Origin of the sequence: Streptomyces sp. NPDC056361, from assembly GCF_042262805.1 — a bacterium.
GTDB lineage: Bacteria > Actinomycetota > Actinomycetes > Streptomycetales > Streptomycetaceae > Streptomyces.
In genome coordinates this window covers 33,473-52,052 of sequence record NZ_JBHJQI010000003.1, presented here as the reverse complement: position 1 = coordinate 52,052, position 18,580 = coordinate 33,473, and the positions used below count along the sequence as shown (strand labels likewise).

The following is an 18,580-nucleotide window of genomic DNA, read 5'->3' as shown; positions in this document are numbered from 1 at the left end:
TCGAGCGTCTCGCCGCGGTACGCGCAGATACCCACCTTCATGCGGCTTCCGCACGATCCGGCGCCCCGGGGCGCCGACGTCGTGGTCATCGGGGCCCCCTACGACGGCGGCACCAGCTACCGTCCCGGCGCGCGGTTCGGCCCCCAGCAGATCCGCACCGAGTCCGGACTCATCCACGGCGTCGGCATCGACCGCGGCCCCGGCGTCTTCGACCTGATCAAGGTGGTCGACGGCGGCGACATCGACCTGACGCCGTTCAACCAGCACATCGCCATCAGGACGGCGCAGGAGCACCTGTCCGCACTGCTCGCGGACAATGCCGCCTTCCTGATGCTCGGCGGCGACCACTCGCTCACGCTGTCCGCGCTGCGTGCCGTGCACGGCCGGCACGGCCCGGTGGCCGTTCTCCACCTCGACGCCCACTCGGACACCAACCCCGCCATGATCGGCGGGGAGTTCCACCACGGGACGCCGTTCCGGCACGGCATCGAGGAAGGGCTCGTCCAGGCGGACGCCATGATCCAGCTCGGCATCCGCGGGCACAACCCGAAGCCCGACAGCCTCGACTACGCGCGCGGTCACGGGGTGCGCATCGTCACCGCGGACGAGTTCGGCGAGCTGGGCGTGAAGGCCACGGCGGATCTGATCAAGGAGCGGCTGGGAGACCGCCCGGTGTACGTCTCGGTGGACATCGACGTCTTCGACCCCGCGTTCGCCCCTGGTACGGGCACTCCGGCCCCCGGTGGCCCCACCAGTCGGGAGGTGCTCGCCCTGCTGCGCACGGTCGGCGAGCTGAATCCGGTCGGATTCGACGTGATGGAGGTGTCGCCCGTGTACGACCACGCCGGGATCACCAGCCTCCTGGCCACCGAGGTCGGTGCGGAGCTGCTCTTCCAGTACGCCCGCGCGCATCAGACGAAGAAGAGGGAAGAGGAGAGGTAGGAATGGCCATTCTTGACGCCACCGAGCACCGGGAACTGCTGCTGTCGCTCGTGTCGCAGCTCCCCGACGTTCCCCGTCAGGACCTGTACGGGTTCCTCGACGCGGCGCACAAGCTCGCGCAGCAACTGCCGTACGAGATCAGCGACACGCTCGACGCCTTCAACCAGGTCGGCAACGAGGACGGCTACCTGCTGATCCGCGGGCTTCCGGTCGAGCCGGACGACGAGCTGCCCACGACCCCGACGAGCACGCCGGCGCCGGTCGAACGGGATCGCCTCAACATGGAGGCGTTCCTCGCGATCGTCGGCCGCCGCCTCGGTCTGCACACCGGGTACGCGGAACTGCGCTCGGGAACGGTCTACCACGACGTGTACCCCTCGCCGGGCGCGCACCACCTGTCGTCGGAGACCAGCGAGACCCTCTTGGAGTTCCACACCGAGATGGCCTACCACACGCTGCAGCCCAACTACGTGCTCCTGGCGTGCTCCAGGGCCGACCACGAGCGCAAGGCGCAGACGCTCGTGGGCTCGATACGCAAGGCCGTCCGGCTCCTGGACGAGGAGACGATCGACCGGCTGTACGAGGAGAAGCAGCCGTGCGAGGTCGACGTGGCGTTCCGCGGCGGGGTCCCCGACCCCGGGGCCATCGCCAAGGTGAAGCCGCTGTACGGCCCCAAGGACGACCCGCTCCTGGGCTACGACCGCGAGCTGCTCAAGCCCCACGAGGGCCCGGACGCCGAAGCCGTGGCGAAGCTCTCCCAGGCGCTCGACGACGTCACCGAGGGAGTCTTCCTCACCCCGGGAGACCTCCTGATCATCGACAACTTCCGCACCACGCACGCGCGTACGCCCTTCTCGCCCCGCTGGGACGGCAAGGACCGGTGGCTGCACCGGGTGTACATCCGCACCAACTCCCACGGCCAGCTCCCTACGGGCGGCGAGCGCGCCGGCGACGTCATCACCTTCACCCCGCGCCGGTAGGACCACCGCGAGGCCGTCGCGTCCGAGGCAGGCCGAAGCCGCGTCGGACGCGACGGCCGGTCGCGTTCTTCAGGAGCCGCTCGCCCCGGACGGCACACCGCCGGCCGCGGCGGCCGGCGACGTCCGGTGCAGGCTCAGCATTCCGAGGGACAGGGCCACCGTCAGGGCCGTGAGCGACCACCACAGGCCGGCGGGGGCGTGCGTGAGGAGGAAGGCCACCAGCAGCGGCGCGATGGCCAGTGACAGACCGACGAGCACCTGGTTGAAGGCCTGGTAGACCCCGAGCTCCCGTTCCGGAGCGAGTTTCACGAGCAGTACCGAGAGCGCCTGGGTGGCCAGGATCTCCCCCAGGGTGTAGATCGTCACGCCCAGGATCAGCAGGGGAAGCAGCACCGCGAAGGAAAGGGCTCCGGCGAGTCCCAGCACCACCAGCAGGGCGCCGTGCAGCGCTCCGCCCAGTGCGATGACCCGTAGCGGCTCCCGGCCTTCGACGCGCCCGGTGATGGGGAGCTGGAACAGCACCATCAGTACGGTGTTCACGGCGAAGACCAGCCCCACCGTCCAGGTGGGCGCGTGCAACTCGTCGATCAGGTAGACCGGAAGCCCCACCTCGGTGGCGACGATGACCGTGATGAGGGCGAAGTTCGCCAACGCCACCCGCAGGAACGCCCCGTCGCGCCAGGGGCGTCCGCTACCGGCGGTCTTCCGAGCGCTTGCCGGGCGCACGGCGGCGAGCGGTAGGTACAGCAGCGCCGCCAAGGCGAAGCTGGCGGCGTTGAGCAGCCCCATCGCGACGAATCCCGAGTCGTCGCCGGCTCCCACGAACACGAGGCCCGCCAGCAGGCCTCCCAAGCCCATGCCCAGGTTGAACGAGACCCGGGTCAGGGCCAGCCAGCGGCCGATCTCCTCCTCCGGGGCGAGCCCCGCGGCCAGCACCGGCATGGAGATCTGCTCGGCGCGCTGAGCCACCGCCGCGACGACCGCGAGGGCGACGAAGGCCACGATGTGGTGGACGAAGAGGTATCCCACGAAGACGCTCGCTCGCACCAGCGCGGCCATGATCAGCACGGTCCTGGGTCCCCAGCGGTCCACCAGCCGCCCCACCATGAAGACGGCGGGCAAGGCGATCAGGGTGGCGACCGTGAGACCGGCGCCCACGGTGGTGAGCGAGAGGTCCGTGACCGCGATGAAGAACAGCAGCTGGTACGGGTAGAAGAAGCCGGTGCCCACCGCGTTGACCAAGGCGGCCGTGCCGAACCAGCCGACCCCTTCGCCCCTGGGGATCGTCCGGGCGCGCTTCGCCGCCCCGGTGTCCGAGGGGGGCACCCGTGCGCCGTCGTCGGTCCTGCGCCCGGTGCTCACAGGAGATCCCCCCCGGAAAGCGCCGACGAGGGCGCGGACAGCGCTGTGTGCAAAGGCAGCTGACTTCCCGCCAAGTTGGGTGTTAGCCTGCTGTCCTGAACAAGAATGGCCTGGGCCAGAGTACGAAGCTCAGGGCCCGGGTCGATGCCGAGTTCCTCGGCAAGGGTCTGTCGCACGCCATGGAAGACCTCCAAGGCGTCCGCCTGGCGACCCGACCGGTAGAGGGCGAGCATGAGATCGGCGTGGAGGCCTTCCCGTAGGGGATAGTTGTCCACCAGTTCGAACAGCTCGGGGATGACCTCCTCGTGGCGCCCGAGCTGGAGTTCGAGGGAAGCCCGGTATTTGAGCGCGACGACGTGCTCTTCCTCAAGGCGAGTGGACCAACTGCGTAAGCCCTGATGGGTGAGGTCCACGAGGGCAGGGCCGCGCCACAACGCCTGCGCCGATCGGACGAGCCGCACCGCCTCGTCGAGCTGGCCCCGGCGCTGCATGGCGCGGGCCTCCGAGAGCTTCGCGCGGTAGCTCGTCACGTCGACCGAGCACAACTCGCCGTTCAGCCGGTATCCGGTGGCGCACGACTGCACCGCCTCCGCCGGCGCTCCTGCTTCGATGAGGGTCGTCCGGAGCATCCAGATACCGGTCTGCACCTGGCCCATGACGGTGCGGGGCGGCTTGTCGTACCAGACCGCTTTGACCAAGTGATCGGCGGCCACGATGCGCCCCGGTTGAAGCGCCAGCGCGGCCAGGATCCCCCGCTGCCGGTGGCCCGGCACGGTCACGAGATCCGAACCGACCTTGACCTCGAGCGGCCCCAACACGCCTATACGAACGGGTCGATATCTACCATCGGTGTCATCTGTGTCATCTGTGAACATCCTGGGACCCTTCACGTGGTGACGCGCGTCGACTACTGGTCGAACTGTGCGTGAGAAGTAGACGGAAGGTGCAGGGGGTGTGTCAATGGAGCCCTGTACCAGCGGATTGATTGGCTGAATTCGTCCAGAGGTGATCAGACCCGATCACGAGATACCGGATGTCGGACAGCGTTCACACGAGAGCGGACGCACGGTGCAAGAGAAGCCCTGCGCCGGTCGACACCCCGGAGCCGCAGAACGCCGCTCCTCCCGCGCACCCGGCCGGACCGTCGCCTTGCTCGGGTGAAGCACCCGACGTTGCCGGCGTGCTCGCGCAACGACCCGCGCCGCTCCGCCCGAAGAGCATCCGGTGCACCTCTCGCCCGCGTCCCACGGGCGAAGCCGCGGAGCGGAGTGCGCCGAGCGGAGCCGGAGTTCGCTCCCGAGAACGGTCGAGGGGGCGGTGAGGTCCCCGCTCCGTTTGTGCGCCGACGGGGTCGAACCGGCCGGGCCGCGTCGTCGAGGCGCCACCCGACCCGCCCCGCGCACCCGCCGACGGGTCGGTGATCGACTTGACGGCGGCCCCCGCACCCGCGAGCACCTGCCGCCACGGATTCCGCACCTCGCGGGCGGGCGGTGTGAAGCCCAGCGCCTTTTCGGCCAATCGACGTCGCGACCCGCGGGAAGCCGGAGGGAACGGTGTCCGGACTCCCCTATTCCGCAAGGGAGTTGAGCCCCGCGCATGTGACGCCTCGGTCGACGGCACCCGCCCGCTTCGCCTCGGCTTCCGGAAACCCCTGAAGACACCGGGAGCACCCGCGGAGAAGCTCTCTTGCCGAACTCTCGACCGGCTCTCCCTTCACCGGCGCCCCGACACCGCGCGTCACTCGCTCCACCGCGATGACCTGCACCAATGCCCGGAACACCGCGGTGCCCGGCTCGCGGGGGCCGTTGCGGGGCACGCGTAAACCGCATAGCTTCTGCACGTCCTGGCGCCTCCCCCTCCGCGGCGCATGATGCCCAGACGACTTCACGGCGGTGCCATGCAGCTCAGCAAGTTCCGCAGCGGCGTGACCCGGACGACCGGACCTCCGAGGCCGTTCCCAGGCCTTCACCAGTTGTTGATCGCGCAATCGCTCAGCCAGGGCGGATTCGCGGTGCTGAACCTCGCGATGCCCCTGCTCGCGGCGACCGTTCTCCGCGCAACGCCCTTTCAGGTGAGCATGGTTGCCGCCTCGCAGACGGTCGCCTTCCTGTTGATCGGACTGCCCGTCGGCGTCTGGGTCGACCGGATGCGCAAGCGTCCGATCATGATCGTGGCCGACCTCGCCCGAGCCGCGGCACTCGCCGCGGTTCCCGTCCTGTGGGCGCTGGACGCGCTCACCGTGGCCCACCTGTGCGGTGTCGCGTTCGTGGTCGGCATCGCCACCGTCTTCTTCGACGTGGCCGACCAGAGCTACCTTCCCCATCTCGTCGGCACCGAGGGGCTGGTGACAGCCAACGCGCGCCTCGTCGCGGTGGACCAGACGGCCGCGGTGGCGGGGCCCGGCATCGCCGGTCTGATCGTGCAGGCCGTCACGGCGCCGCTGGCGGTGATGGTCTCGGCGATCGCCTATGTGGGTTCGGCGTTCTGCGTGGCCCGCATCAAGGACCGGCAGCCCGAGGCGGTCGACCGGACCCCGCGCGACCGCCTCGGCCGCTCGATCCTGCAGGGCATCCGGTACCTGTGGGGCCACCCGGTGCTCCGCCGGCTGGTGGCCTGCTCCACGACCGTGACCTTCTGCTGGAGCATGGGCTACGGCATGCTCCTGGTGCTGCTGGCACGGGATCTGGGAGTGTCCGCCGTCACCATCGGGCTGCTGTTCACCGCGGGAGGTGCGGGCGGCCTGTGCGCGACCGCGGTCGTCGGACGCATCGTCGAACGCTTCGGTGACGGACGGGCCGTCGTCGTGAGCGTGACCCTGGCCGCTCCGTGCACCCTGCTGGCGGGGCTGACAGGGCCCGGGGCACGGCTCGCGTTCGTGGTCTGCGCGCAGTTCGCCTTCGCGGCGGGACTGGTCATCTACAACGTCGCGCAGGTGAGCTACCGCCAGCGCACCGTGCCCGGGCACCTCCTCGGCCGCGTGAACGCGACGGTCCGCTTCTTCGCCTGGGGTGCGCGGCCGCTGGGCATGCTCCTGGGCGGCGTCTTCGCCGAGTTCCACGGCGCCCGGTCCGCGGTCTGGGTGGGAGCTGCCGGGACGGCCCTCGCCTCACTCTGGCTCCTCTGTTCCCCACTGCGCGGCATGCGTGTGCTCGCGCAGCCCTCGTCCGAATCGTCCGTCACCAAGGAAGCGCTGTGAACGACACCTACACCGACCCCTCCGCGGCACCGAAGCTGGTGTGGATCACCACCCCTGACAACTACGACCCGCGCGTGCAGGAGCGTCTGCAGCGCGAGGGATCGGAACGCGTCGACATGCTGCGCGCAGCGGGCTTCGACGTGCGCATCGCCCACTCCTGCGACATCGTCCCCGCCTGGAACGGCCGCCCCCGCCTCCTGTGGCGGAAGGAGGACCTGCTCGCGGAGTACGCGGGATTCCTCGTCACCTCCTGGTCCTGGGATCCGGCCGTCACCCGGCACCTGGAGGCCGTCACGCGGACCATCCGGGCCTCCGACTGCGTCCTCCTCACGGACGGAACCCTGGATCCCGAGGTCTTCGGCCTCGACAAGCTGGCGATGTACCACCACGCGGCCGCCCTGGGCGCCCCCGTGCTGCCGACCGTCTCGGTTCCCTTCGGGCGCTACGCCCGCCGCGCCCTGGAGGCCGTGGACACCGAGCTCCCGGCCGGACCGTACGTCGTGAAACCGCGCTCCATGGCCATGGGCTTCGGAGTGCTCAAGGCCGACACGGCCCAGCACCTCTCCTCGGCGATAGACCTGCTGACGCCCGGCGGGCTGGGCTGCCTGATCCAGCCCCATGTCCCCAACAACGGCGACGTCCGGGTCTACGTACACGAGGGCAAGGTCATCGCCGCCCTGCTGCGCGAGCCGACCGGAGAGGCGTACCTGGCCAACGTGAGCCAGGGCGGCAGCGGTTCCGGCTACGAGCCGCCGGCCGAAGTGGTCGAGCTCAGTGAGCGGCTGGCTCGGAGTCTGGAATCGGACTACCTGTGTGTGGACTGGCTGGTCACCGACACCGGCCATGTCTTCAACGAGTGGATGACCGTCTCGGCCGCCTACGAGGACCTGCCCGACCTGGATCGTCAGCGCGTCGCGGACGCCCTCGTCCAGTACCTCCGCCGTCGCCTGGACGAGGGGGCGCCGCGCACCCGCTGATCACCCCCGATCAGCACCCGTCAGGACGCACCACGTCCGGAACGCGGCCCTCGGGCACGCGCGCCGGTGCTCCCGCGAGGCCTTCCGTCAGCCGCGCGGTGAGCGGGTGCCGCGGCGCCGTGAGGAGCCGCGGCGCCGGTCCCTCCTCGACGAGGTGACCGGCCTCCAGTACGGCGATGCGGGAGGCCGTCGTGGCGGTGCTCATGTCGTGGGTGACGAGCACCAGGGACAGGTCGCGTCGGTCGGCCATGAGTCCGGCGAGGGTGTCGAGGAGGCCCTGGCGGGTGACCGTGTCGAGGCCGGAGGTGATCTCGTCGCAGATCAGGACGCGGGGGCGGGCCAGCAGGGCGCGGGCGAGCGCGGCGCGCTGGAGTTCGCCGCCGGAGAGCGCGCCGGGTCGGCGGCGGGCGACGGCTTCGGTCAGTCCGAGGGCGGCGAGGGTGGTGAGTGCTTCGTTCAGGGCGGCGGCTTCGGCCGTGCCGCGGAGCCGGACCGCCGTACGGGCCACCTGGTGGAGGACCGGGCGGTGCTCGTCGAATGCCGCTGCGGCGTCCTGGAAGACGTACTGGACGGCCGCGAGCTGCCGGCGTGTGCGGTCGCGCAGGCTGCGCGGGAGGGGAAGGCCGTCGAGGAGGAGGTCCGCGTCGTGGTGGCGGTGCAGACCGGCGAGGCTGCGGGCCAGGGTGGTCTTGCCGCTGCCCGAGCGGCCGACGACGGCCAGGCATTCGCCGGCGCGGAGGGTGAGGCCGGGCAGGCGGAGGACGGCCGTCCTTCCGTGGCGGGCGGTGAGGGGGCCGGTCGTGAGGACCGTGTCTCCGGTGGTCGCCGGTCCGATGGGGGTGCCGCCTGATGCGGATGCCAGGAGCTCGGCGGTCCAGGGGTGCCGTGGCGCGAGCCGGAGGCGTTCGGGTGCGCCGGACTCCACCACCCGGCCGTTCCGCAGGACGAGGACCTCGTCGGCGAGTGCCCGGACGACGTCCAGGTCGTGGCTGAGCAGGACGACGGCGATGCCGTCACGGGCCACGGCGGCGAGTCGGTCGACGATGCCGCGTTTCGTCAACGGGTCCTGCCCTGTGGTCGGTTCGTCGGCGACGAGCACCTTGGTGCCGAGCAGCAGTGCCTGCGCGAGGACGACGCGTTGCTGCTGGCCGCCCGACAGCTGGTGGGGGTAGCGCCGAAGGATCGTCTCCGCGTCGGGAAGACGGGCCTGTGCCAGGGCTCCGATGACGCGCTCGCGGACGGCGGCCCTGCGGCCTCGCCGCGGCAGGTGTCCCACCTGCGTGCGGGCGATGTCCCCGAGCAGGGCGCCGATCCGGCGGGCGGGGTTGAGGACGGCCGCCGGGTGCTGCGGGATGTAGCCGACCGGGCCGTCGGGGACGCGTACGTGGCCGGACACGCGAGCGCCGTCGGGGTACGCGCCGAGGAGGGCGAGGCCCGTGGTCGTCTTGCCGCTGCCGGACGCGCCCACGAGCGCGGTGATCGTTCCGGGGAGCACGCGGAGGTCGATCCCGTCGACGATCGCCCGTCCGTCGATCTCCACGCGCAGACGGCTGATCTCGGCCACCGCGCCCACGGGCTTTACAGGGCTCCCGGCGACGGCGGCGCGGGCGGTCTCGGCGACGTTGGCGGCGTTGCCGCCGCTGACCGTGTTCACGTCGGTTTCCTCTTCTCCAGTCCGGTGTCCACGAGGAGGTTGGCGCCCGTCGTCAGGGCGACGACGAGCAGCGCGGGTACGACCACGGCCCAGGGCTGGACGAGCAGTCCGGTGCGGTTGCGGTCGACCATCACCGCCCAGTCGGCGGCGTCCGGCTCGACGCCGATGCCGAGGAACGCCGCGGTGGCGACGAGGTAGAGGACGCCGGTGAGGCGTACGCCCGCGTCGGCGGCGAGGGTACGGGCGAGGGACCGGCCGACGTAGCCGACGGCCGTGCGCCACCAGGTCTCCCCCTGCATCCGTAGCGCTTCCACCGCGGGTCGGGACGCGGCGTCGGCGGCCGCGGCCCGGACGATGCGGGCGGCGTCGGGGATGTTGACGAGGGCCACCAGGAGGGCGAGGGCAGCGGCGCCCGGGGTGAAGGCGGCGGCGACCAGAAGGATCAGCAGGAGGGACGGTACGGCGAGCAGGACGTCCAGCGGTCGCATCAGCAGTTCTTCGAGCCAGGTGCGGCGGGTGAGGGCGCTGACGACGCCGACGGGGAAGGCGATCAGGTAGGCGAGGGCCGTCGCGGCCAGCGCCACGAGCACCACCGACCGTCCTCCCAGCAGCACTTGGTGCCAGACGTCGCGGCCGACGAAGTCGGTCCCGAGCCAGTGCCCGCCGCCGGGCGTGAACGAGGCGGCGCGCGGCCCGGGGGCGCCGGCGAGCAGGGGGCCGAGGAGGGCCAGGGTGAGGGGAACGCCGACGAGGGCGGCGCCGAGCGCGAAGCGGGACCTCACGCGGCGGCCCCTGCTCGGAAGGCGCGTCGGGGTGCGGGGCCTCACGCGGCCACCTCCGACCGCGGGGCGAAGCGGTGGGCGAGCAGGTCGGCGCCGAGGTTGAGGACGACGGTGGTGACGCCGAAGACGACGGCGAGGCCTTGGACGACGGGGACGTCGCGTTCGGCGACGGCGTGCATCAGGACGGTGCCGAGGCCGGGGATCACGTAGAGCGTCTCGACGACGATGACGCCGCACAGCAGCCAGTCGATGGTCCGGGCCAGTTGCTGGGCGGCGGGGGCGAGGGCGTTGGGAAGGGCGTGACCGTAGCGGATCCGGGTGCCCGGGATGCCGTAGCGGCGGGCGTGTGTCGCGTACGGCGAGGCCAGGGCGTCGATCATGCCGGCGCGCACCAGGCGGGACAGGGAGCAGACCGGGCGGGAGAGGAGGACGAGTACGGGGATGGTCAGGGCGGTGGGGTGGGCGAGGAGGTCGGTGCCGTAGCCGACGGCGGTCGGCGGGACCCAGCCGAGGCGTAGGGCGAGGACGGTGACGAGGAGCATGCCGAGGGCGAACTCGGGCACGGCGTACGTGCCGAGCGTGACCGAGCCGATCATCCGGTCCACGAGCCGGCCTTCGTGGCGGGCGGCGAGGACGCCGAGGCCGACGCCGAGCGGGACGAGGAGCGCGAGGGTGAGGGCGGCGAGCAGCAAGGTGGGGCCGAAGCCGTCGGTGAGGTAGGTGCCGACGGGTCGGCCGGAGGTCAGGGAGGTGCCGAGGTCGCCGTGGGCCAGCCCGGCCGCCCAGTCCGCGAGGCGCGCGAGTGCGGGCCGGTCCAGGTCCATCGCCTCGCGGAGGGCGGCGATGCGCTCCGGGTCGGGCTGGTCGCCGGCGAGGGCGACGGCGGCGTCGCCCGGCAGGGCTTCGGTGAGGGCGAAGACGAGCAGGACGACGGCCGCCGTCTGTGCCGCGCCGAGCAGCAGTCGCCGGGCGATCCAGGGGCGCGGTGCGGTCACGCGAGCCACACCTTGTCGAAGCGTGCCCAGTCGAGGGAGTTGGCCGGCGCCTTGGTCTCGACGCCGCGGACGTTGCGGGCCGTGCCGAGGATCCAGTCGGCGAAGCCCCAGACCAGGAAGCCGCCCTCGGCGTGCAGGCGGCGCTGCATGCGCTGGTAGACGGCGGTGCGGGCGGTCTTGTCCCTGGTGGACTGGGCCTGGCGGTGGAGGGCGTCGAAGTCCTTGTGGTGCCACTTGGTGGCGTTGGTGGTGGACCCGGTGAGGAGGCGCTGGGAGATGTGGGCCTCGATGGGCATGGCGCCGGAGCGGTAGGAGCAGAGGGTGCCGGAGTCGAGGACGTCCTTCCAGTAGCTGTCCTTGCTGCCCGTCCTGAGGGTGACGGTGACGCCGGCCTTCGCGGCCTGGTCGCGGAAGACGGCGGCGGCTTCGGTGAACCCGGCGGCGACGGGCGAGGTGTCGAGGGTGACCCGGAGGCCTTCGGCGCCGGCCTCCTTGAGCAGGGCCTTGGCCCGGTCGAGGTCCTGTTCCCGCTGGGGCAGGCTCGCGGCGTAGTGCTCGTAGCCCTTGCCGAACAGGTCGTTGCCGATCTCGCCGGCGCCGGACAGGGCGCCGGCGACCAGTTCCTCGCGGTCGGCGATCAGGAAGAACGCCTCGCGCACCCGCTTGTCGTCGAACGGCGGGCGGTCGGTCTTCATCGCGAACGCCTGCATGGTGCTGTTGCGGAGCCGGATGATCTCGACCTGGCCTCGGCCCTCGTGGGCGCGGCCGGTGGTGGGGTGGAGCTCGTGGGCGTAGTCGATCTGGCCGCCGAGGAGGGCGTTGACGCGGGCGGACTCCTCGTTGGCGACGAGGAACTCCACCTCGTCCAGGTAGGGGGCGCCGTCCCAGTAGTCGTCGTTGCGCGTGAAGACGGCGGACTTGCCGGGCGCGAAGGAGGCGAAGCGGAAGGGGCCGCTGCCGACGGGGTTCCGGTCGAAGTCCTGCTCCCCCTCGGGGACGATGTACGCGCCGAACGCGGCGAGCACGTTGGGGAATTCGGCGGTCGGGCGCTTGAGCACGAACTCGACGGTCCGGTCGTCCCGCGCGCGGCTGGCCTCCAGGTCGACGGGTTCCAGGGAGGCCTTGGCGCGGAACGCCTTCTTCGGGTCGGTGATGCGCCGGTAGCTGTACAGGACGTCGGCGGCGGTGACCGGCTTCCCGTCGTGGAAGGAGGCCTCGCGCAGCGTGACCTTCCAGCGGTCGAGGCCGGCGTTGGGCTCCCACCGTGCGGCGAGGCGCGGCCGGGCGGAGAGGTCGGGGCCGTGGTCGGCGAGCTTGTCGAAGAGGGCCTTGGCGCGGGCCGCGTCCACGAAGAGGTTGGCGAGGTGCGGGTCGAGCGTCTCGCTCGCGCCGCCGCCGGCGAAGGCGGTGCGGAGGCGCCCGCCGCGCCGGGGCTTGCCGTCGGCGTCGGCGCCGCCTGCGGCTCGGTCGGTGCCGCCGGCGGTTCCGGAACCGCTGCAGCCCGTCAGGGCGAGGGCGCCGAGACCGGCGGCGCCTCCGGTGACGGCGAGGAAGCCCCGGCGGCGCAGACCGGGGAAGCGGGCGTCGTGGGCGGAGGTGTCGTCGACCGGGGTGGGGTGCACGGGGGTGCCGTTCATGGAGATCGTTCCTTGGGGTGGGTGGCTGCAGGACTCGGGGACGTGCCGTACGGGGGCTCGGGGGTGGAAGGGCGCGGCGAGGCGGGCGACGAGGTGCATCCGGTCGCCGTCGGTCGCCCCGGAGGGCCGGTCGCCCTCGCGCCACGGCGGATCGGTGCGCGGTCCCGGCCCGTCGTGCAGGGCGAGTACCTCGAAGCCGTGGGCCGTGAGGATGCGGCGCGGTTCCTGGGGGAAGAGCAGGCGCCACGCGGAGTGCCGCTCGACCGGCGGCGAGCCGTCGTCGACGGTCCACACGCGGCTGCGTCGCAGCAGTCGGGCCGTCCTGTCCACGGACAGGGTGGTGGTGGAGCGGTAGGCGGTGCCCTGCCAGGTGAAGTCGTCGAGGGCGGGGGTGGAGAGGAGGTCTGTCCTCATGCGGTCGCCGGGAGGGCGGCGGGACGGGCGGGCAGGGCGCCGCGGCGGTGCAGGAGGGCGAGGCCGGCGGCGGAGGCGAGGCCGAAGGCCAGGCAGCACGCCCAGGGCAGCCAGGAGGCGTTCGTGCGGTGGCCGGTGTCCATGGCCCAGCCGACGAGGGCGTTGCCGACGGCGGCGGCGATGCCGGAGACGGCGTAGAACAGGCCGAAGTAGGTGCCGGTGAGCTCCGTCCGGCCGAACGAGGGGATCAGCTCCATCACGAAGGGCTGGGCCAGCATCGTTCCCAGGTGGAGCAGCAGGACGCCGGTCAGGACGAGCAGCACGCGCGGCGCCGCGTCCGCGAGGCCGTCGGGGGTGCCGCCGTATCCCGACGCGGCCATCGGTGGGACGAAGGACAGTCCCATCAGTGCGAGTCCGGCACCGATCCAGCGCGCTCCGGGTCCGCGCTTCTTGAGCGCGGTGGTGAGGCGCAGCTGGAGCGCGAGGTTGGCGAGGGTGCCGACGAGGAAGACGAGCCCGGCGGCGCCGTCCCAGCCGGTGGCCCGGCGGGCCGCGTCGGGCAGCAGCAGGTACAGCTGGTTCTCCAGGGTGAGCAGGCCGACCATGGCCAGGGCGAAGGCGAGGAAGCCCCGGTCGCGGACCGCCTCGCGCCAGTCGCCGAGCACGCTGTTGCCGCTCGGCGCGACCCGGCGGGCCGGGAGGACCAGGGCCTGGGCGGCGGTGAGTACGGCGAAGATCCCGGCCGCGGCGAGCGCGGCGGCGCGGAAGTCGACGAGGAGCAGGGCGCTGCCGAGCAGCGGCCCGATCAGGGCGCCCGTGGTGGCGAAGACGTTGAACAGAGCGAACGCCTCGGCCCTCCGCTCCCCCGCTTCCAGGGCGAGATAGGCCCGTACGGCCGGGTTGAAGAGGGCCCCGGCCAGGCCGCTGAGCACGGACGCGGCGAGGAGCACGGGCAGTCCGTCGCCGAGGGCGAACAGTCCGAAGCCGACGGTGCGCAGGGCGCATCCGGCGATGATGACGCCGCGGGCCCCGAGCCGGTCGGACGCCGTCCCGCCGATGAGGAACAGTCCTTGCTGGCTGAGGTTGCGCACGCCGAGGACGATGCCGACGACGACGGCCGACATCCCCAGGTCCTCGGTGAGGTGCAGGGCGAGGTGGGGGACGAGCAGGTAGAAGCCGGTGTTGACGCCGAGCTGGTTGACGAGCAGCAGCAGGACGGCCGTCGGGAAGCCGCGTATCTCGTGCCATGTCCTCACGTGCGGGCCTCCCCGCCGGCGCGTTCGTGGACGCCCAGGCCCGGGTGCCGGCTCGCCCGTACGGTGCCGTCGGTTCCGCCGATGCCCGTCCAGGGGTCGTCGGCGAGCAGCAGGTGGCCGTCGAGGTCGACCCAGCGGGCACGGTCGGCGAGGTGGACGGCGGGGGCGATGCCGAGGGTGCTCGCGGTCAGGCAGCCGAGCATCAGCTCGGTTCCGGTGCCGGCCAGCAGTTCGGCGATGCGGAGCGCGGGGCCGACGCCGCCGCACTTGGCCAACTTCACGTTGATGCCCTGGACGCGTCCGGCGAGGCGGCGGGCGTCCTCGAAGTCGACCGCGTCCTCGTCGGCGACGACGGGGAGCGGTGAGCGCTCCGCGAGCTTCGCCAGCGCCTCGGGGTCGCCGGGGGCGAGGGGCTGCTCGACGGCCTCGACCCCCAGTTCCGCGAAGTGCGGGATCAGGCGCTCCGCTTCCTGTGCGGTCCAGGCCCCGTTCGGGTCGAGGAGCAGCCGGGCGTGGGGCGCGGCGGCGCGGACGGCCCGGACGCGGGCCAGGTCGTCGCCCGGGTCGGGGGTGCCGGCCTTGAGCTTGAGGACGGTGAATCCGTCGCGTACGAGGCGGGCCGCCAGCGCCCCGGCCCGCTCCGGTGCGGTGATGCCGACCGTGCGGGCGGTCGTGGCGCGGGGCGGGGCCCCCTGGGTGCCGAGCAGCCGGTGGACCGGGACGTCCGCGCGTTTGCCGACGAGGTCGAGCAGCGCGGACTCGACGGCCGCGGTCACGGCGGGTGGGGTGTCGGCCCGGCGCGTGTCGTCCCGGAGGGCTTCCAGGGCGGTCTCGGGGTCGGGGAAGCCGGCGAGCCGGCGGGATTCCTCGTGGAGCAGCCGTCCCAGGGTGTCGGCGTCGAGCCCGTAGTACACGCTGGTGACGGCCTCTCCGTGGCCGTGCTGCCCGTCGTGCTCGACGGTCAGCCAGACGGCCTCGCGGGCGGCCATGGTGGAGCGGGAGATGCGCAGCGGCTCGGTGAGTGCGAGCCGTACGGTGCGCCGGCGGGACTTCACGGGGTCTCTTCCGGGGTGGTGGCGGTCGTTCGGGTCCGGAGCGGATCGGTGACGGTGCGGCAGCGGGCCCAGCCGGTGGCCTCGACGGCCCGGGGGTGCGGGATCTCGACGGGACGGGTGGCGGCGGTGGCGGGGTCGATGCCGTGGGCGGTGGTGAAGTCGTCGTCGAAGACGCTGCCGAGGTAGCGCTGCGGGCCGTCGGGGAAGACGGTGGCGACGACCGCTCCGGGGTGGACGCGGGCGGCCCAGGCGGCGACGAGGGCGACGGCGCCGGTGCTCCAGCCGCCGCTGACGAAGGCGGAGCGGGCCAGTCTGCGGCAGGCGCCGGCGGCTTCGGCGGGGCCGACCCAGTGGACCTCGTCGAAGGCGTCGTAGGCGACGTTGCGCGGATGGATGCTGCTGCCGAGGCCGCGCATGACGCGGGGCCTGGCGGGCTGGCCGAAGATGGTGGAGCCGGTGGCGTCGACGCCGACGAGCCGCAGGTCCGGCCAGTGGCGACGCAGCGGTCCGATGATCCCGGCGCTGTGGCCGCCGGTTCCGACGCTGCACACCAGCACGTCGAGGTGGTCGAGCTGGGTGGCGAGCTCGGCCGCCAGGGAGGCGTAACCCGCCGTGTTGTCGGGGTTGTTGTACTGGTCGGGCCAGTAGGCGTCGGGGAGCCGCGCGAGCAGTTCCCGCAGCCGGGCGAGCCGGGCGGCCTGCCAGCCGCCCTCGGCCGCCGGACGGTCGACGAGTTCCAGCCGGGCGCCGTGCGCGCGTAGCAGTCGCCGCATCGAGGGCTCCAGCTCGGCGTCGCCGACCAGCACGACCGGGTGCCCGAGGGCCTGCCCGGCGAAGGCGAGTCCGATGCCGAGGGTCCCCGAGGTGGACTCCACCACCGGTGCGCCGGGGAGCAGTTCGCCGCGCTCCTCCGCTCCCAGGAGCATGGAGACGGCGGCGCGCGCCTTCATCCCGCCGACGCCGTGCCCTTCGAGCTTGGCCCAGAAGCCGGGTTGGGGGCACGGCAGGTCGACGGTCACGCGGGCGAGCGGTGTACGGCCCAGCAGGGCGAGGAGCTCCCGGTTGCCCGCGGTGCGGCGCGAGGAGCCGAGGACGGCCGTGGTCACAGGGTGCCTCCGTAGCGGTGCACGGTCCCGGGACCGCCGTCGAGCCAGAAGAAGGGGTACGGCTCCGCGGACACCGCGGTGACACCGGAGCCGATCAGCCGCGGCAGGACCGCGCTGCCGGTCTGCGCGAACATCACCAGCGGGACGCCGTGGCGCCGCGCGCTCCGGCGCAGCGGCTCGAAGCTGCCGTTGCCGAGGGTCATCCCGGAGGCCAGGACGGCGTCGCAGCGCTCCAGTTCCGCCAGGGCGTCGGTGCGCACGGGCTCGCCCCATTCGGTCGTCCCGCCCTTGAGGTCGCAGGGGATGTACGCCAGGCCGCGCGCCCGCAGGGCTTCGAGCAGGGAGTTGACCACGCCCACGACGAGCACGGTCGCCCCGGGCGCGACGCCGACCAGGTCCACCACGGCCGCGGCCCTGGCGCGGGACTTCTCCAGTGACGTGCCGCCGGGCAGCGGGCAGGGCCGTGCGCCGTTCTCCGGGCCGTGCGGCAGGACGTGGGCGAGGTACGCGTCGAGGGCGGCGACCCGGACCGGTGCCGCGTCGTGCTCCAGGAGCCGGGCGATGTCGGTGCCGACGCAGTCCTCGACGGCGCCGTCGGGCAGCTCGCCCGGCTCGACCGCGCAGGATCCCACCGCTTCGGCGAGGCGCAGGCTCAGCACCTCGTTCCGGTAGCCGGAGCCGCGCCCTGCGTGCCGTACCGCCTGCCGGGTGGTGAAGGCCACCGAGACGCGCCGTGTGCGGGGGTCGGGGCCGTATCCGCCGGTCAGGACGCGCTCGACGAGGTCGTCGTACGAGGAGGCGACGGCGGGCGTCTCGGTGGGTGCGGTCATCGGGTCACCACCCGGGGGCCGAGCTGGGCGAGCAGGGCGGCGACGCGGTCCCGGGCGGCCGTGCCCCGGGCGTCACCGGCCATGACGTGGCCGAGGTACTCGTTGTTGCTGCCGGCGGCCTTGACGGCCTTGCCGGGGTCGGCGAGCCGGAGTTCCAGCAGGTCGTCCGCGGCGCGGACCGCGTCGGCGCCGTCGACGGCCTCGAGCACGCCGTCCTCGTCCGGTACGAGGAACCCGATCGCTGCGCTGGTCAGCCCGGTGGCGCGGCGGCGCAGGTCCGGTTCCCTGCCGAGCGCGACGTCCACGCAGGCGGCGGCGAGGTCGACGCCGGTGACATGGCGCACGAGCTCGGTGATGCGGTTGCCGGCGGGCCGCGGGTTGACCTCGACGACGCGGGGCCCGCCGGCCGTCAGCTTGATCTCGGTGTGCGCGACGACCCCGTCGAGGCCCAGTGCCTTCAGCGCCCGGCGCGCGGTCTCCCCGACCCCTTCGGCGTCCGCCGGATCCAGCGCGGCGGGGAACATGTGGCCGGTCTCGACGAACGCGGGAGCTCCCCCGACGCTCTTGTCGGTGACGCCGACGACGTGCACGGCCCCGTCGTGCGACACGGTCTCGACGCTCACCTCCGGTCCTTCGAGGAACTCTTCGAGCAGCACCACCGGTTCGCGGCGCTGTCCGCGGGCGTTGACGGGGAACGCGGCGAGCGCCCGGTACGCCTCCGCGAGCGCCGCCTCGTCGTCGGCGCGGCGCACGAACATGCCGGCGCACAGGTCCACGGGCTTGAGCACGAGCGGATAGCCGATGTGGTGCGCGGCGGCTGCGGCCTCGGCCCAGTCCGCGCACACGGCGAACCTCGGTCCCGGAAGGCCCGCTTCGGCCAGCACCCTGCGCGTCGCGTCCTTGCGGCACGCGTTCCCGACCGCCTCGGGCGTGGGGCCGGGCAGTCCCAGGCGGCCCGCGATCCCGGCGGCCGTCCGCAGGTAGTAGTCGCAGGAGGTGACCACCCCGTCGAAGCGCAGGACCTCGTGGGCTCGCTCGACGAACGGCAGCAGCGCCTCGCCGTCGTTGGTCTCCGCGGTGAGCACATGACGGGCTCCGAGGAGCGGGTGCGCGGTGCCCTCGGGCGCGGAGCGCAGGTAGTGGTGCAGGTCGCGGGTCAGGAAGGTGAACTCGTGTCCTCCCTCGCGCATGGCCCTCGGCAGCAGCCTGCTCATGGACCCGACCCAGCTCTCGACCATCAACAGATGAGCCACGACTTCCCCTTTTCACGGCGTGGTTGAGGTGCGAAACGGTCATGGAGCGGCGCCGGGCAGGGCGTCGCGCTCGCTTGACTCAGGGGACCTTATCGATAATCGTTTTCATTGTCATCTAGGGGGTCGTTGAAGATCCTTCAC

At 72.7% G+C, this 18,580-nt stretch carries 15 protein-coding genes; 4 read left to right on the top strand and 11 right to left on the bottom strand.

The genetic code is table 11. From position 1 onward, the window contains the following. The first annotated feature begins 39 nt into the window (after window positions 1-39). On the top strand, window positions 40-942 hold the full coding sequence (gene speB, locus ACFCY7_RS01675) for an agmatinase (RefSeq protein ID WP_376480503.1): 903 nt from the start codon (window positions 40-42) through the stop codon (window positions 940-942). Window positions 943-944: 2 nt separating this feature from the next. Continuing rightward, the gene (gene cs1 / locus ACFCY7_RS01670) at window positions 945-1,922 is read left to right on the top strand and encodes a clavaminate synthase Cs1 (protein WP_376480445.1); all 978 of its coding nucleotides are present in this window, start codon (window positions 945-947) and stop codon (window positions 1,920-1,922) included. A 69-nt stretch (window positions 1,923-1,991) separates the two neighbouring features. On the opposite strand, the gene ACFCY7_RS01665 is transcribed toward cs1, so the two are convergent. Together ACFCY7_RS01665 and ACFCY7_RS01660 are read right to left on the bottom strand one after the other, a co-directional pair. After that, entirely contained in the window at window positions 1,992-3,284 is a 1,293-nt protein-coding gene (locus ACFCY7_RS01665; RefSeq protein ID WP_376480444.1) for an MFS transporter, read from the bottom strand. Beyond that, entirely contained in the window at window positions 3,281-4,159 is an 879-nt protein-coding gene (locus ACFCY7_RS01660) for a BTAD domain-containing putative transcriptional regulator (protein ID WP_376480443.1), read from the bottom strand. The genes ACFCY7_RS01665 and ACFCY7_RS01660 overlap by 4 nt, the downstream gene beginning before the upstream one ends. Before the next feature lie 992 nt (window positions 4,160-5,151). Here ACFCY7_RS01660 and ACFCY7_RS01655 point away from each other — a divergent pair. Continuing rightward, window positions 5,152-6,480, top strand: coding sequence for an MFS transporter (locus tag ACFCY7_RS01655; RefSeq protein ID WP_376480442.1), 1,329 nt, complete (start codon window positions 5,152-5,154; stop codon window positions 6,478-6,480). Beyond that, on the top strand, window positions 6,477-7,457 hold the full coding sequence (locus ACFCY7_RS01650; RefSeq protein ID WP_376480441.1) for a RimK family alpha-L-glutamate ligase: 981 nt from the start codon (window positions 6,477-6,479) through the stop codon (window positions 7,455-7,457). Before ACFCY7_RS01655 ends, ACFCY7_RS01650 begins: the two co-directional genes overlap by 4 nt. Before the next feature lie 10 nt (window positions 7,458-7,467). Here ACFCY7_RS01650 and ACFCY7_RS01645 read toward each other — a convergent pair whose 3' ends face one another. From ACFCY7_RS01645 to ACFCY7_RS01605, 9 genes are all read right to left on the bottom strand, one after another. Beyond that, complete coding sequence (locus ACFCY7_RS01645; RefSeq protein WP_376480502.1) at window positions 7,468-9,030, bottom strand: ABC transporter ATP-binding protein; 1,563 nt, start codon at window positions 9,028-9,030, stop codon at window positions 7,468-7,470. Between the two features lie 77 nt (window positions 9,031-9,107). After that, window positions 9,108-9,893, bottom strand: a complete 786-nt coding sequence (locus ACFCY7_RS01640; RefSeq protein ID WP_376480440.1) for an ABC transporter permease subunit — start codon at window positions 9,891-9,893, stop codon at window positions 9,108-9,110. Between the two features lie 41 nt (window positions 9,894-9,934). Beyond that, window positions 9,935-10,888: an ABC transporter permease gene (locus ACFCY7_RS01635; RefSeq protein ID WP_376480439.1), complete on the bottom strand. Its 954-nt coding sequence runs from the start codon at window positions 10,886-10,888 to the stop codon at window positions 9,935-9,937. Beyond that, window positions 10,885-12,525 carry an ABC transporter substrate-binding protein gene (locus ACFCY7_RS01630; protein ID WP_376480501.1) on the bottom strand — a complete coding sequence of 547 codons (1,641 nt, stop codon included), beginning with the start codon at window positions 12,523-12,525 and terminating at the stop codon, window positions 10,885-10,887. The genes ACFCY7_RS01635 and ACFCY7_RS01630 overlap by 4 nt, the downstream gene beginning before the upstream one ends. A gap of 410 nt (window positions 12,526-12,935) precedes the next feature. Then, on the bottom strand, window positions 12,936-14,195 hold the full coding sequence (locus ACFCY7_RS01625) for an MFS transporter (protein ID WP_376480438.1): 1,260 nt from the start codon (window positions 14,193-14,195) through the stop codon (window positions 12,936-12,938). Continuing rightward, a complete protein-coding gene (locus ACFCY7_RS01620) occupies window positions 14,192-15,250 on the bottom strand; it encodes a mandelate racemase/muconate lactonizing enzyme family protein (RefSeq protein WP_376480437.1) in 1,059 nt (352 codons plus the stop codon). The genes ACFCY7_RS01625 and ACFCY7_RS01620 overlap by 4 nt, the downstream gene beginning before the upstream one ends. Continuing rightward, the gene (locus ACFCY7_RS01615) at window positions 15,247-16,356 is read right to left on the bottom strand and encodes a PLP-dependent cysteine synthase family protein (RefSeq protein ID WP_376480436.1); all 1,110 of its coding nucleotides are present in this window, start codon (window positions 16,354-16,356) and stop codon (window positions 15,247-15,249) included. Before ACFCY7_RS01615 ends, ACFCY7_RS01620 begins: the two co-directional genes overlap by 4 nt. Next, complete coding sequence (locus ACFCY7_RS01610; protein ID WP_376480435.1) at window positions 16,353-17,186, bottom strand: Rossmann-like domain-containing protein; 834 nt, start codon at window positions 17,184-17,186, stop codon at window positions 16,353-16,355. The genes ACFCY7_RS01615 and ACFCY7_RS01610 overlap by 4 nt, the downstream gene beginning before the upstream one ends. After that, on the bottom strand, window positions 17,183-18,439 hold the full coding sequence (locus ACFCY7_RS01605) for an ATP-grasp domain-containing protein (RefSeq protein ID WP_376480434.1): 1,257 nt from the start codon (window positions 18,437-18,439) through the stop codon (window positions 17,183-17,185). The genes ACFCY7_RS01610 and ACFCY7_RS01605 overlap by 4 nt, the downstream gene beginning before the upstream one ends. Window positions 18,440-18,580 lie beyond the last annotated feature (141 nt).

What these genes read in the sequence shown, in the direction of transcription:
- speB (WP_376480503.1), top strand. Translation starts at nt 40, where the DNA reads ATGCGGCTTCCGCACGATCCGGCGCCCCGGGGCGCCGACGTCGTGGTC.
- cs1 (WP_376480445.1), top strand. Translation starts at nt 945, where the DNA reads ATGGCCATTCTTGACGCCACCGAGCACCGGGAACTGCTGCTGTCGCTC.
- ACFCY7_RS01660 (WP_376480443.1), bottom strand. Translation starts at nt 4,159, where the DNA reads ATGTTCACAGATGACACAGATGACACCGATGGTAGATATCGACCCGTT.
- ACFCY7_RS01655 (WP_376480442.1), top strand. Translation starts at nt 5,152, where the DNA reads ATGATGCCCAGACGACTTCACGGCGGTGCCATGCAGCTCAGCAAGTTC.
- ACFCY7_RS01630 (WP_376480501.1), bottom strand. Translation starts at nt 12,525, where the DNA reads ATGAACGGCACCCCCGTGCACCCCACCCCGGTCGACGACACCTCCGCC.
- ACFCY7_RS01610 (WP_376480435.1), bottom strand. Translation starts at nt 17,186, where the DNA reads ATGACCGCACCCACCGAGACGCCCGCCGTCGCCTCCTCGTACGACGAC.